The organism is Embleya sp. NPDC025285, assembly GCF_055558835.1.
In genome coordinates this window covers 1-11,995 of the sequence record NZ_JBVHLU010000183.1, presented here as the reverse complement: position 1 = coordinate 11,995, position 11,995 = coordinate 1, and the positions used below count along the sequence as shown (strand labels likewise).

Below are 11,995 nucleotides of genomic sequence, written 5' to 3'. Positions count from 1 at the left end.
GCACGCCACTGGAAGTCCTGAACGAGCACAAGCAACTCGGACTGGCGGCGTAAACGACAGAAGCCAACGTGTCCGGAAAACGCGGGGCCCCTCAGGGTGCGGTGGTGTTCTCCAGGATGCGGAGCAGGTCGGTCAGGCACAGGGCGGGATGGTTGTAGCCGGGACCCGCGGCGCGGGCGTGCCGGAAGGTGCCGTCGGCTTCGAAAAGGACCCGGACGGTGTGGCCGGGGCGGGCGATGCGGGCGCTGCCGTTGGCGTGGCGGGTGACGTGCCACCCGTACAGGCGGGCGGTGGCACACAGATAATGCGCGTCACCTTCCTGCGGCGCGGTGATGTCGTCCATGCCGACGATGGTGCCCGCGGCCGGCCGACGCTGCCACTCGAACCCGTGTCGGGCACATGTGCCCGGGCCATGACGCCATGTGGTCCGCGGTTGGACGGGCCCGGGCGTACGTCACGTGGATGCAGGGCTTCGACGCAGGACGCCACCCACGTGGCCAACCATAAGGTTCGCTCTGGAATGTCGGCCGTTGGCGCGGCGAAAGCTGGTGATCGACCTGCGGCCGTGTGCAACGACCATGGCTGCCGACATGCCGTGCCGGAGTGGGGTGACGGTGATCTGCGTTCACGAGGCAACGGTCTCCGCCTGCGTTTGAGAGAGGCGTCGGATGCACCGACGATGGACGTACGCGTTGATCGTCAGCCGTCCGGCCGGCGCACGCGCAGAATTCAGGATCGACGGACTCCGACGGATGGCGCCCGGCGATGCTGTCGTGGAATTCCACTCCGGTTGGAGATCCCCATGGCGCCCCTTCGGAACCTCCTCGAGCGGTTTCGCCCGGTTGTCGCGCCCGGCCCGGGAGTGGCCGGTGTCCCGGCCGATCGCTCGCGTGAATTCGCCGACGAGCTCGCGACGCCGCTCGCCTTGCTCGAGACAGCCCAGGCCGAGGCGGACGCGATCCGCGCGGAGGCCGCCCGCGAAGCGGCCGACATCCGTCGTCGCGGCGAGCAGGACGCCGCGATGCTCGTGGCACGTGCTCGCCAGGACTTCTCGGCGGAGCACGAGCGGAGTGCGCGCCGGGTGCTCCGGGAGGCGGAGGCACGCGCGGCCGAGATCAGGGACACCGGGCTGCGGAAGGCCGGTGCGGTGTCGCAACGCGCCGAGGCGCAGGTGCCCCCGTTGGTCGAGCGCGTCCTCGCCGAGATCGTCGCGGAACTCGACGGCACGGGGCCGACGCCACCCGGCCCGGCGGGCGAGGAGCGGCGATGACGGCCGGTTGGGCTCCCGGAGCCGTTCGCGCGCGCACCATGGTGTCGCGTTGCGTCGGTCGCGACGAGCTGCGCCGGATCGCGGGACTGTCGACGTTGGACAAGGCGGTGCGAGATCTGGGCCCGACCGCCTACGGTCGGCGTGCGGGTGGGGCCGACTCCCTGGCCGAGGCCCAGCGCGCGGTCGCGGCCACGCTGCTGTGGCAGCTTCGGGTCCTCGCGGGCTGGCAAACACGTTCCGGAGCCCACGACGTGCGCCTGCTCGCCTCGGGGTTCGAGATCTCCAACACCGAAGCCCATGTCCGATCCTTCCGGAACGGCGGGGGCGCCCCGCCGCACCGGCTCGGAGCTCTGGCGATCGCGTGGCCGAGGCTGGCCCGCACCACCTCCGTCCCGGAGCTGAGGACCCAGCTGACCCACTCGCTGTGGGGCGACCCCGGAGCCGACACCGCGGCAGCCGTCGGAGTCGGCATGCGGGTCGCGGCTTGCGTCCGGGTCGCCGAGCATGTGCCGCTCGCGGCCGGGTGGGCACGTAGGCGGCTCGCCTTGCTGATCTGTCGCGAGAGGTTCCTGCTCGGACGGGAGTTGACCGACGCGACGCGTCGCGCCGCGTCCCGCGCCCTCGGCTCTGCGGCCGTGTGCGCGCCATCGTTCCCCGAATATCGGCGAGCGGTGCCCCCCGGGACTCGTGTGGTCTTCGCCGGCATCGATCACCCGGCGCAGTTGTGGCGCGCCGAGGCACGTTGGTGGATCGACGTGGAGAACGAGGGACGCAGACTGCTTCGACGAAGGGGCCTCGGCCCGGCGACCGTGGTGGGTGCGATCGCCCTGATGTCCACCGACGCCTGGCGGGCCCGCGCCGCTCTGGCGGTCGCCATGACCGGCGGCGGGTCGCCGGAGGTGCTCGATGTCTCGCCTTGACGCCGCGACCCCGGTGCCCATGCGAAGGATCGCAGTAGTGGCCCCACGGTCACGACTGCGCGAAACGCTCGTTCGCGTCGCGGAGATCGGTCGCATCGAACTCGACCGTGAGGAAGGCGGTCGGACCCGCCAGGCCCTCGCCGGGCAGCACCTCGGACGGCTGCGCCGTCGCCCGGACACGGTGACCTTGAGCGCGTCACGGCCCGACCTCGACGCGCTGGAGCACGCCGGCCGCGCGGACCTGCTGGCGGGTGAGGCGCAGTTGGAGGCACTCGCGGATCAGGCGGCCCACGACGGCGAAGCCGTCGCACTGACCGGATGGTGCCCGGTATCCGACATCAGGGAAGCTGCGGCACGCTTGGCGAACCTCGGTGCGGCGATCGTCCCGCTGCGCATGCCGCGTGGGCACGATCCACCGACACTGCTCCGCGAGGACGGTGCCCTACGGCGGTCGTATGCCCCGCTCCTCCGCGCCTACGGGACAGTGCCATACGCCGACCTCGACCCGACGATGCCGGTCGGGCTCACCTACGCCGTGATGTTCGGCATGATGTTCGGCGACCTGGGCCACGGGGCGCTGTTGCTGGTGGGCGCGCTGTGCCTTCGTACGGGTCGGTCCCTCGCGTGGGCGCGGTTGCGCCCGCTGTGGCCGTTCGCGGCGGGGGCGGCGGTCGCTTCGATGATCGCCGGCGTCCTGTACGGGGAGTTCTTCGGCCCGACGGGCGTCGTGCCCGCCATGTGGTTGCGACCCCTGGACGAACCGCTGCGTCTGCTCACGGCCGCGGTGGTGATCGGCGTCGTCTTGCTGGCGATGGCGTACGTCGTCGCCTTCGCCAACCGGTGTCGCGAGCACGGGCCGGGTTACGCCTGGTACGCGACGTCCGGTGGCGGGGGCGGGGTGCTGTTCGCCGGGTGTGTGCTGCTGGCCGTCGCGATGGTCGGTGGTGGCGCGGTCCTGCTCGCGATGGGCGGCGTCCTCGCGTTCGCCGGGCTTGTGTTGAGCGGTATCGGGCTGTACGCGGGCACAGGTGGGGGAGCCGGCGGCGTGGCGCAGGCCGGTGTCGAACTCGTCGACTCCGTCATGCGGCTCGGATCGAACATCGTCTCGTTCACCAGGCTCGCGGCCTTCGGCCTCACCCATGCGGCTCTCGGCGCGATCATCTGGGACGGGACCACCATGTCGGCCGGCCGCGGGGGCGTCGGCTGGGTTGCCGCGGTCGCGCTGTTCGTGGTCGGCAACGCGCTGGCCTTCGCCCTGGAGGCGTTGGTCGCCGGCGTGCAGGCCATGCGTCTCGAGTACTACGAGCTGTTCTCCCGTGTATTCATCTCCCAGGGACGGCCGTTCCGGCCCTGGCATCCGCCCGTACAACGTACGGAGGTGGCGGCGTGACTGCCTGGACCATCGTTCTCCCCATCATCGCTGTGGTCTTCTTCGTGGTCAGACTGTTCCTGCGCCGGTCACGCGCGGCGTTGTGGTGGGTGATCGCCGCGAATGGGCTGATGCTCACGGCCGCCGGAGTGGTGCTGGCGATCGCCGTTGAGGGTGGAGGTGCGCACGCGGCCACCACGGCCGCGTCCAACGGTGGTTCGTCGTCCTCTTCGGCCGCACTGATCGGGGCCGCGATCGCGGTCGCGGGTGCGTCGATCGGTGCGTCGATCGCGGTGGCCTACACAGGCGCGGCGGCGCTGGCCGCGCTGAGCGAACGACCTGAACTTTTCGGCCGGGCCATGGTGATCGTCGGCTTGGCGGAAGGCATCGCCATCTACGGCCTCGTGGTGGCGGTTCTCTTGATGGGCAAGGCGTGAGATGGCAGGCGTGGCGGCGATCGGCGAGTATGCGCGCGTGGCCGGGCTGGCTCTTGCGGGCGTCGACGTGCGGATCGCGGAAGATCCGTCGACCGTGCGCGCCGTGTGGCGTGAGTTGATGCCGGACGTCGAGCTGGTGGTGCTCACTCCGGCCGCCGCGAAGGCGCTGGCGGAGGACCTCGCCGACGACGAGGGCGCGACTCGTCTGGTTGCGGTGATGCCGTGATGGGACGGGGTGAGACCGACGACATGGACACCGCACTGGAACCCGTGCGTGCCGAGTTCCTGCGTGCCGCCCGCGCCGATGCGTGCCGCACGCATCGTGAGGCGGAACGTGACGCGGCCGCGCTTGTGGACCATGCCGCGGAAACCGCCCGCGAAATCCTGGCCACGGCACGGCGGCAGGGTGCCGCCGAAGGTGACAGGGCCGCTCGCGAGTTGCTCACGCGTGCCGGCCGGGAAGCGCGCTCTCGGATTCTCGTCGCGCAGCGGGAGGCGTGGGACCGGCTGGGCACGCGTGTGACCGCACGGGCGCGAGGGCTGTGGGGCGCGCCGGAGCACGCTCACCGCGTCGACTCCCTGGTCCGCCGCACCCGGGCTCGCCTCGGCGGCGCGGCCACGGTGGTCGAGGATCCGGACGGCGGCGTGGTCGGCTGGACGGCGGACCGACGGGTCGACTTCACGACGGCCACGCTGACCGAACGCGCCCTGGCCCGTGTGGGAGCGGAGGTGCGGACGCTGTGGACACCGTGAGCGGCGCCCCCGAGCCCTCCCACGTCCTGCGGGTCACGGGACCGTTGGCCGAGATCGAACACGTGCCGGGCATGGCGATGCACGACGTCGTCTCTCTCGGGGACGCCGCTTCGCTCGCGGAGATCGTGCAGATCCGCGACGAAGTCGCCACCGTCCAGGCATACGAGTACACCGGCGGTCTCCGGCCGGGTGATCCGGCGACGAGCCACGGCGAACCCTTGTCCGCGCCGCTGGGCCCGCATCTGCTCGGTGGCATCTTCGACGGGCTTCTGCGTCCGCTGGACGACGTCGGGGCGTGGCTGACCCCCGGTCGCCCGGGAAACGTCGACGAGCCTCGGTCCTGGGCCTTCACACCCTCGGTCGCACAGGGCGATTCCGTGGCGGCGGGGGAGTCCGTGGGGGAAGTCGCAGTGGCCGGGGCGGTCGTCGTGCGTGTCCTTGCCCCGCCGCGCACCTGCGGCCCGGTCACGCGGGTTGTTCCACCGGGCAGCTATTCGGGCGACCAAGTCGTGGCCGAGGTGGCCGGGACCGCCGTTCGGATCGCCACGGCGTGGCCCATTCGGAGGCCCCGTCCGATCCGGGAAAGGCGGCGTCCCGGTGAACCGTTGACCACCGGTCAGCGTGCGATCGACCTTCTCTTCCCGGTCGCCCGGGGCGGCACTGTCGCGGTGCCGGGCGGTTTCGGGACCGGCAAAACGATGCTGCTTCAGCAGATTGCCAAGTGGTGCGACGCGGACGTGATCGTCTACGTGGGTTGTGGTGAGCGCGGCAACGAGATGTCCGAGGTCATCGCGGAGCTGGCCGCGTTGGAGGATCCGCGCACCGGAGGGCGACTGGCCGATCGGACGGTCGTCATCGCCAACACGTCGAACATGCCGATGATGGCCCGGGAAGCGAGTGTGCATACCGGCGCCACGGTGGCCGAGTACTTCCGCGACATGGGACTGGACACCGTGGTCATCGCGGACTCGACCTCACGTTGGGCCGAGGCACTGCGAGAGTTCGCCTCGCGCAGCGGCGAGTTGCCCGCCGAAGAGGGCTACCCGGCGAACCTCGCGTCGGCGATCGCCGGATTCTACGAACGGGCGGGAGCCGTGACCACGCTGGGTGGCACGGCGGGGTCGGTGACCGTGATCGGCGCCGTGTCACCGCCCGGGGGCGACTTCACCGAGCCGGTGACCGCGCATACGGAGCGTTTCGTCCGGTGCCGGTGGACCCTCGACCGCGACTTGGCGTACGCGCGGCATTATCCGGCGGTGTCCTGGGCGGGTTCGTTCTCGCGGGACGTCGGTCTTCCGGGCATCGGCGACGCCCGGTGGTCGCGGCGTCGCGCGCAGGTAGCCGCCGTACTGAGCGAAGCGGATCGGCTTGCCGACCTCGTGGACCTGATCGGCATCACCGCGCTGCCGCCGCCGGAACGCATCGGCGTGCTCGCGGGCCGCCTGGTCCGGGAAGGCGTCCTGCAGCAGAACGCGCTCTCGTCGAACGACGCCCACTGCGACACCGGCAAGACGGCCGCGTTGGTCGACGCGGTGTTGGCGGTGGTCGCCGCATGCCGCGAACTCGTCGAAGCCGACGTCGCGCCATCGGCCGTCGAGGAGATCGACTTCAGCCCCCTCGTGCGTGCCCGGGAGGAGGTGCCGAACGGCGACACCGTGGGAATCGACGCCCGACGCGACACCGTCCTCGGCCGGCTCTCCGCCTTGGCGAAAACCCCGGGTCGCGCACCGTCGGGAGCGGACCCCTCCGGTGAAGGCGGCGCGTCGTGATCCACTGGGGCGAGCTCGAGTACACCGCGGTGCGTGAAGTACGCGGTCCGCTCATGCTGGTCGAAGGCGTGTCCGGTGTGGGCTGGGACGAATACGTGCGCATCACCCTCGGCGGCGGCGAGCAGCGCCACGGCCTGGTCCTGGACATCGACCGCGGTCTCGCGGTGGTGCAACTGCTGGAGGGCTCGTCGGGCGTGGATCCCACCAATGTGCGGGTAGCCTTCTCCGGCAGCCCCCTGCGGGTGCCGGTGGGGCCCGAGTGGCTGGGCCGGGTCTGCAACGGGCGCGGCGAGCCCGTGGACGGCGGCCCTCCCGTGTTGGCCGACACGACGGCGGCGGTGAACGGCACACCGATCAATCCCCGATGGCGGGAGCCGCCGGCGGAGCCGGTTCGCACCGGGGTCGGCGCGATCGACGGCCTGACCACGCTCGTACGCGGCCAGAAGCTGCCGATCTTCTCGGTGGCCGGGCTCCCGCACCTCGAACTCGCCGTGCAGATCGCCGCGCAGGCATCCACCGGGGGTGAGAGTTTCAACGTCGTCTTCGCCGGCATGGGGCTGACTCGCGTCGACGCCGACTTCGTCCGGGACGCGTTGGACGCCCGGTCGGCGGCAGGAGAGCTGGTCCTGCTGCTCAATACCGCGGACGATCCGGTCATCGAGCGCCTCCTGACACCGCGGGTGGCGCTCACGATCGCGGAGGATCTGGCGTTTGCCCACGACCGGCACGTTCTCGTGGTGATGACGGACATGACCGCGTATGCCGAGGCCTTGCGCGAAGTGTCCTCCGCCCGCGGGGAGACACCGGCTCGTCGGGCGTATCCCGGCTACCTCTACAGCGACCTCGCCTCGCTGTACGAACGCTGTGGCCGCATCCGCGGGCGGACCGGTTCGGTCACCGTACTGCCGGTACTGACGATGCCCGCGGGAGACATCACCCACCCCGTGCCGGACCTCACCGGGTACATCACCGAGGGGCAGATCGTGCTGTCGCGGGAAACGCACGCCCTGGGGGTGTATCCGCCATTCGATGCCCTGTCGTCGCTGTCGCGTCTGATGCGCAAGGGCGTGGGAACGGGTCGGACCAGGCTTGATCACCTCGACGTGGCGGCGCAACTCCTCGCCGCCTTGGCCCACGCCCGGCAGGTTCGCGAACTCGTCGACCTCATCGGGGAGTCGGCGCTCAGCCCGACGGACCGGCGCTATCTCGCCCTGGACGAGGTGTACCGATGCCGGTTCGTCGACCAGGGCCGCGACGAACTGCGTTCGTTCGACCGGACCTTGGACCTCGCGTGGGCGGTACTGCGGGTACTGCCGCGCAGCGAACTCGCCATGCTGCCCTCGTCGCTGTTGGACACCTTCCTTGTACCGCGGGATTCCGACCCCGCCGGGGAGTCCGCATGATCGCCGTCCCCGGGAGCCCGTCCGGTCGCGCCGAACGTCTGCGGCTGCGGCACAGCCTTGCCGTCGCCGACCGTGGCGCAAATCTGCTCGAACGCAAGCTGACCATCCTCCTCGGGACGCGTGATCGCCTGAGCGCGGCCGAAGGCCGCGCCGCGAGCGTGTGGTACGCCAAGCTCTCCGAAGCCGAGACGTGGTTCCTGCGTGGCCGCGTGCTCGGCGGCGAACGTATGGCTGAGACGGCCTGGTCCGAGATCGCGAGGGCGGAGATCACGGTCGATTGGGTCACGCTGATGGGTGTTCGCTACCCCGCGCAGGCGGTCTGCGCGATCGCGTCGCGATCCGACGCGGCCGTGTCTCCGGGAAACACCGCGCTGATCCATGCGGAGCAGAGCTATCGCGAGGCGTTGCAGGCCGCCGCCGATCACGCGGCGGCGCTCCGGGCCACGCGCCGGGTGGAAAACGAGATCCGGCGTGTGCGGCGACGAGTCCGTGCCCTGAGACGGCACTGGATCCCGCGCCTGCACGAGGCCCTGGGCGCCTGCGAGCTCGCACTGGAGCAGCAGGAACTGGACGAGGCCGCCCACCGTCGCAAAGCGTTCGGATGAGTGATTCACCCGGGACCCATGCACGTGTGGGTCCGACCGCACGACCACGGCCTTGTGGCCCTTGTCTTCGGGTCCAATGGCCCTGCCCGAATCTGTCGATCCGGCGCACGGTCGAAGTGGGTGCGGGCTCGCACAGGCCCCTTCAGCTCCCCTGAGAGGAGTGCCGTCATGACCGCACACACCGCCCGAGCCCCGGTCGTCGTGGGCGTCGAGTTCACCGAAGCCGGACAACTCGCCGTCGCGTGGGGCGCCGACGAAGCCGCAGGCCGCGGGCTGCCACTACGTCTCGTGCACGTCCTGGACTGGCCACAGGGCGCGCCGAGGCCGCATCACCCCCACACGAAGGAGCCGCCGCCACGTGATCGGCCCAGCGCGCACGCACACGCGACGTCGTGGCCGGTGCAGATCTACCGCGATCCGGACCTGACACCCCCGCGGCACGGCTGGGGCGACAAGTACCGTGACGCGGGTCGCCGGACGCTCGACCGGGCGCATGCGCTGGCACTCGGCCGTCATCCCCGGTTGAACGTGCTCGACGTGCTGGTCGACGGCGACCCCGTTGCGGTACTGCGCACCGAAGCCGGCGAGGCCGCGATGGTGGTCGTCGGCTCACGGCACCTGTCGGCGAGGACGGAGTTGTTGACCACCGGTGGCATCGCCGTTCCCCTCGCGGCCCACGCCGGATGCCCGGTCGCGGTGGTCCGCCGATCCGAGGACGAGGGAGGGCTCACCCGGACCGTCGTTGTCGGCGTGGACGGCGCAGCCGGGTCCGAGCCCGCGCTCACGTTGGCCTTCGACGAGGCGTCGCGTCGCGGCGCGGTCGTCGAAGCGGTGCTCGTCACCCACGCGACCCGGCACGCCGAGGAACGGGGCCGGGTGCGTCTGGCCGAGAGCCTTGCGGGCTGGAAGGAGAGGTATCCCGACGTGGTGATCCGGCCGCAGGTCTTTCACGGGCATCCGGTGCGCGTGCTCGCGGACCGGTCGGCGACAGCGTTGTGTCTGGTCGTCGGCAGCCGCGGCCTGGGCGGTTTTCGGGGCATGCTGTTGGGCTCGGTCAGCCACGGGTTGATCCACCATGCCCGCTGTCCCGTGATCGTCGTTCCGAGTCATGACGCCGAGGGAGCGTGACGCACCCATGAGGGTGGGGATGTGAGCATGCGTGGCGCACCGGCGTCGACCGTGGCCACGTCGTATCGCCGCGATTGCGATCGGCGACCGGGCCGAGACGGACGCGCTCGCCGACCCGAGTATGGAGGTCGTTCGCTTCCGGCTTCAGTGCGCGGGGTCGACCCAGGGCGTCGCCGACGGCCCTGTCGTGGACTTCCCGGCCACCGCCTCCAGGTTCTGCGCCGCCGCGTGCAGCAGTTGGTGGGCCAGGTCCGACAGGGCTCGTGCCGCGGCCAACTCGTCACCGATCTCGGGGATGTCCGGATCGGCGGGGTTCTTGCGGGCGTCGCCTCGACCCCGCAGTTCGGAGGTGTCTTCGGTGCGCAACCGCGCTTCCGCGTGCGTGCGCACCGTTGCGTCGCCTTCGACGTTGTCCGCGGCCTGCTCGCCGAGGTAGATCTCCACAGTCCATTGCTTCGTGGCGGCCATGGTGTTCGCCTCCATTCGAATCGGTGTACGACTTCAGCGTCCGCCGCGTTCGCGTGGTCCGCCACCAGGCGGCGCCCGCCGTGGGGCGCGTCGCCGGCGAGCGTGTCGCGTTGGTGCGGGCGCGATGGTGCGGGCCGGCGCATGGATGGATCCCCCGGTCCGGCCCACCCGCTTCATCCCAACGGGCACGACCGCGTCCGGGGGTGCGTGTGCCTCTCCCGACCCACGCCGTCCCCCACGGCGGGGCTGTCGCACTCGCCGACTCCTACTTCAGCACTTCCGGGAACGCGGTCGCCGTCGGGCGGGGGCGTTTCGTTCCGAACGGACGGGCGCGGAGCTGCGGATGGCCGGCATCGGCCCGCTGGTCAGCCTCGTCCTGGGCATCGCGTTCGGCCTGTGCGCGTGGCTGGTGCACGCGATCTCCGGCGGAGGCCTCGCCGTCGAGGCACTGGTCTGGCACGCCGTGATCAACATCCTGCCGGCGGTGTTCTCGGACGTCACCCGCACGGTGTCGTGGCTCGCCACGACCGACCCCCGCCGAGACGGCTGAGCCCTGCACAGCAGGTCCTCGAGCATCGTGGCGCGGGCCCCGGCTCGGAGTCCCCAGGACATCCCGACACGCGCTACGTCTCGGGGTGTCCGGCCCGGGCCTCAGAGGCATTCGGCCGGTGTCCGGCGGGCGGGCGCGAGCGATGGTGGGCAGCTACGTCCCCTGTGGGAGGCGGCCGCAATGACTGCCATCGTCATCCTTGTGCTTCCAGGGCCGGCCCTGACCCTTTCCGGTACTGCCGCCCCGGCTCCGGAGGCACCTGGCCCAGTAGCGGCGCAGCGCACGGTACGCCGGGGGTCGTGTGGAAAGCGACGGAAGCGGATGCTGCCCTCACGGAGGCTCTGGAGGATGCCGAGCGGGTCCTCGTGGCCAGTCGGGTGACCGGCGCACTCGACAGCCGGCGCCACCACGTCGAGTCGCTTGCCTGGACGACGCGCGCCGGCCCGTCCGCGTGCCGCGCGCCCGAGGCGAGCAGCCCGGGCCGCAGGTCGCGCGACACGCGGCGGCGGGACGCCCGGCGGCCGAGCACAGGCGGAGTGGCGAGGGCCGTCCCTTGGCAGGAGGGTGGAAGAGGATGTCCGCTTCAGATCCAAGGAGGATGTTGAAAATGGCTGCAGAACTGATGCACAAGCGTCCGCACTGGTGGCCGTCGGTCGCGGACTGGTTCGAGGAGTTCCCCGCCGAACTACGTTTCCCCCCGGGGGAGCACATGATCCGGGTCGAGGAGTCGCAGGAGGAGGACGGAACCTACGTGGTCAGGGCCGAGCTGCCGGGCATCGACCCGGACGAGGACGTCGAGATCACGGTCTCGGGCGGTGTGCTGACCGTCCACGCGGAACGCAGCGAGGAAAAGAAGGACAAACAGCGCTCGGAGTTCCGGTACGGCTCCTTCACCCGAAGCGTCCGGCTGCCGGACGGGGTGAAGGAAGAGGAGGTCACCGCGACTTACGACAAAGGCGTGCTGACCGTGAAGGCACCTGTCGGTGAGGCCCAGGCACCGACCCGGCGGATCGAAGTCGCCCGCGAAGGCTGAGACGGCCGTCCGCACCGCCAGTGGGCGTTCCGCGGCGGTGTCGGCGGCCATCTTCCGGTGCGGCAGGTCCGGAAGCCTCACGCCGCAACGTCGGCCGCCTTGTCTGCGCGCACATCGGCCGTCCTTGCCTACGTGCGATGGATGCCGGCCTCGGCGCAGACCACTCCCAGGCCTGGTCAGGCGGACACGGGACACTGAGGTGACCCGAGTTTTGTAGAGTCCGTTTGCGGTTGTTCACGCGGACTGCGTGGTTTGCTCCTGGTCGGCCCAGTGTTGCTGCTCGTACTCGA

14 protein-coding genes are annotated in these 11,995 nt (G+C 71.0%); 12 read left to right on the top strand and 2 right to left on the bottom strand.

All coding sequences use genetic code 11. The features are described 5' to 3' along the window. Nucleotides 1-91: 91 nt before the first annotated feature. Entirely contained in the window at nucleotides 92-343 is a 252-nt protein-coding gene (locus tag ACZ4FV_RS50235) for a hypothetical protein (RefSeq protein WP_465328053.1), read from the bottom strand. Nucleotides 344-802: 459 nt separating this feature from the next. On the opposite strand from ACZ4FV_RS50235, the gene ACZ4FV_RS50230 reads away from it, so the two are divergent. The 10 genes from ACZ4FV_RS50230 to ACZ4FV_RS50185 all read left to right on the top strand — a co-directional run bounded on the left by ACZ4FV_RS50230 (nucleotide 803) and on the right by ACZ4FV_RS50185 (nucleotide 9,654). Beyond that, the gene (locus ACZ4FV_RS50230) at nucleotides 803-1,270 is read left to right on the top strand and encodes a hypothetical protein (RefSeq protein ID WP_465328051.1); all 468 of its coding nucleotides are present in this window, start codon (nucleotides 803-805) and stop codon (nucleotides 1,268-1,270) included. After that, nucleotides 1,267-2,190, top strand: a complete 924-nt coding sequence (locus tag ACZ4FV_RS50225; protein WP_465328050.1) for a hypothetical protein — start codon at nucleotides 1,267-1,269, stop codon at nucleotides 2,188-2,190. Before ACZ4FV_RS50230 ends, ACZ4FV_RS50225 begins: the two co-directional genes overlap by 4 nt. Nucleotides 2,191-2,227: 37 nt before the next feature. After that, nucleotides 2,228-3,580, top strand: coding sequence for a V-type ATPase 116kDa subunit family protein (locus ACZ4FV_RS50220; RefSeq protein ID WP_465328049.1), 1,353 nt, complete (start codon nucleotides 2,228-2,230; stop codon nucleotides 3,578-3,580). Further along, nucleotides 3,577-3,996 (top strand): ATP synthase subunit C, encoded by a 420-nt coding sequence (locus ACZ4FV_RS50215; RefSeq protein WP_465328047.1) that lies wholly within the window; start codon nucleotides 3,577-3,579, stop codon nucleotides 3,994-3,996. Before ACZ4FV_RS50220 ends, ACZ4FV_RS50215 begins: the two co-directional genes overlap by 4 nt. Nucleotide 3,997: 1 nt before the next feature. After that, nucleotides 3,998-4,222 (top strand): V-type ATP synthase subunit F, encoded by a 225-nt coding sequence (locus ACZ4FV_RS50210; RefSeq protein WP_465328045.1) that lies wholly within the window; start codon nucleotides 3,998-4,000, stop codon nucleotides 4,220-4,222. A 23-nt stretch (nucleotides 4,223-4,245) separates the two neighbouring features. After that, the gene (locus tag ACZ4FV_RS50205) at nucleotides 4,246-4,749 is read left to right on the top strand and encodes a hypothetical protein (RefSeq protein WP_465328043.1); all 504 of its coding nucleotides are present in this window, start codon (nucleotides 4,246-4,248) and stop codon (nucleotides 4,747-4,749) included. Beyond that, nucleotides 4,737-6,518 carry a V-type ATP synthase subunit A gene (locus ACZ4FV_RS50200; protein WP_465328041.1) on the top strand — a complete coding sequence of 594 codons (1,782 nt, stop codon included), beginning with the start codon at nucleotides 4,737-4,739 and terminating at the stop codon, nucleotides 6,516-6,518. The genes ACZ4FV_RS50205 and ACZ4FV_RS50200 overlap by 13 nt, the downstream gene beginning before the upstream one ends. Further along, nucleotides 6,515-7,921, top strand: a complete 1,407-nt coding sequence (locus ACZ4FV_RS50195) for a V-type ATP synthase subunit B (RefSeq protein ID WP_465328040.1) — start codon at nucleotides 6,515-6,517, stop codon at nucleotides 7,919-7,921. The genes ACZ4FV_RS50200 and ACZ4FV_RS50195 overlap by 4 nt, the downstream gene beginning before the upstream one ends. Then, complete coding sequence (locus tag ACZ4FV_RS50190; protein ID WP_465328038.1) at nucleotides 7,918-8,526, top strand: V-type ATP synthase subunit D; 609 nt, start codon at nucleotides 7,918-7,920, stop codon at nucleotides 8,524-8,526. Before ACZ4FV_RS50195 ends, ACZ4FV_RS50190 begins: the two co-directional genes overlap by 4 nt. Nucleotides 8,527-8,694: 168 nt before the next feature. Further along, the gene (locus ACZ4FV_RS50185) at nucleotides 8,695-9,654 is read left to right on the top strand and encodes a universal stress protein (RefSeq protein ID WP_465328036.1); all 960 of its coding nucleotides are present in this window, start codon (nucleotides 8,695-8,697) and stop codon (nucleotides 9,652-9,654) included. Nucleotides 9,655-9,798: 144 nt separating this feature from the next. Here ACZ4FV_RS50185 and ACZ4FV_RS50180 read toward each other — a convergent pair whose 3' ends face one another. Then, complete coding sequence (locus ACZ4FV_RS50180; protein ID WP_465328034.1) at nucleotides 9,799-10,122, bottom strand: DUF1876 domain-containing protein; 324 nt, start codon at nucleotides 10,120-10,122, stop codon at nucleotides 9,799-9,801. A gap of 343 nt (nucleotides 10,123-10,465) precedes the next feature. Here ACZ4FV_RS50180 and ACZ4FV_RS50175 point away from each other — a divergent pair, with 343 nt between their 5' ends. Together ACZ4FV_RS50175 and ACZ4FV_RS50170 are read left to right on the top strand one after the other, a co-directional pair. After that, nucleotides 10,466-10,672: a hypothetical protein gene (locus ACZ4FV_RS50175; protein WP_465328033.1), complete on the top strand. Its 207-nt coding sequence runs from the start codon at nucleotides 10,466-10,468 to the stop codon at nucleotides 10,670-10,672. Between the two features lie 607 nt (nucleotides 10,673-11,279). After that, nucleotides 11,280-11,705 (top strand): Hsp20/alpha crystallin family protein, encoded by a 426-nt coding sequence (locus ACZ4FV_RS50170; protein ID WP_465328031.1) that lies wholly within the window; start codon nucleotides 11,280-11,282, stop codon nucleotides 11,703-11,705. Nucleotides 11,706-11,995 lie beyond the last annotated feature (290 nt).

Coding starts and splice junctions, on each gene's coding strand:
- ACZ4FV_RS50185 (WP_465328036.1), top strand. CDS start 8,695: ATGACCGCACACACCGCCCGAGCCCCGGTCGTCGTGGGCGTCGAGTTC.
- ACZ4FV_RS50180 (WP_465328034.1), bottom strand. CDS start 10,122: ATGGCCGCCACGAAGCAATGGACTGTGGAGATCTACCTCGGCGAGCAG.
- ACZ4FV_RS50230 (WP_465328051.1), top strand. CDS start 803: ATGGCGCCCCTTCGGAACCTCCTCGAGCGGTTTCGCCCGGTTGTCGCG.
- ACZ4FV_RS50225 (WP_465328050.1), top strand. CDS start 1,267: ATGACGGCCGGTTGGGCTCCCGGAGCCGTTCGCGCGCGCACCATGGTG.
- ACZ4FV_RS50175 (WP_465328033.1), top strand. CDS start 10,466: ATGGCCGGCATCGGCCCGCTGGTCAGCCTCGTCCTGGGCATCGCGTTC.
- ACZ4FV_RS50235 (WP_465328053.1), bottom strand. CDS start 343: ATGGACGACATCACCGCGCCGCAGGAAGGTGACGCGCATTATCTGTGT.
- ACZ4FV_RS50170 (WP_465328031.1), top strand. CDS start 11,280: ATGGCTGCAGAACTGATGCACAAGCGTCCGCACTGGTGGCCGTCGGTC.
- ACZ4FV_RS50210 (WP_465328045.1), top strand. CDS start 3,998: ATGGCAGGCGTGGCGGCGATCGGCGAGTATGCGCGCGTGGCCGGGCTG.
- ACZ4FV_RS50190 (WP_465328038.1), top strand. CDS start 7,918: ATGATCGCCGTCCCCGGGAGCCCGTCCGGTCGCGCCGAACGTCTGCGG.
- ACZ4FV_RS50205 (WP_465328043.1), top strand. CDS start 4,246: ATGGACACCGCACTGGAACCCGTGCGTGCCGAGTTCCTGCGTGCCGCC.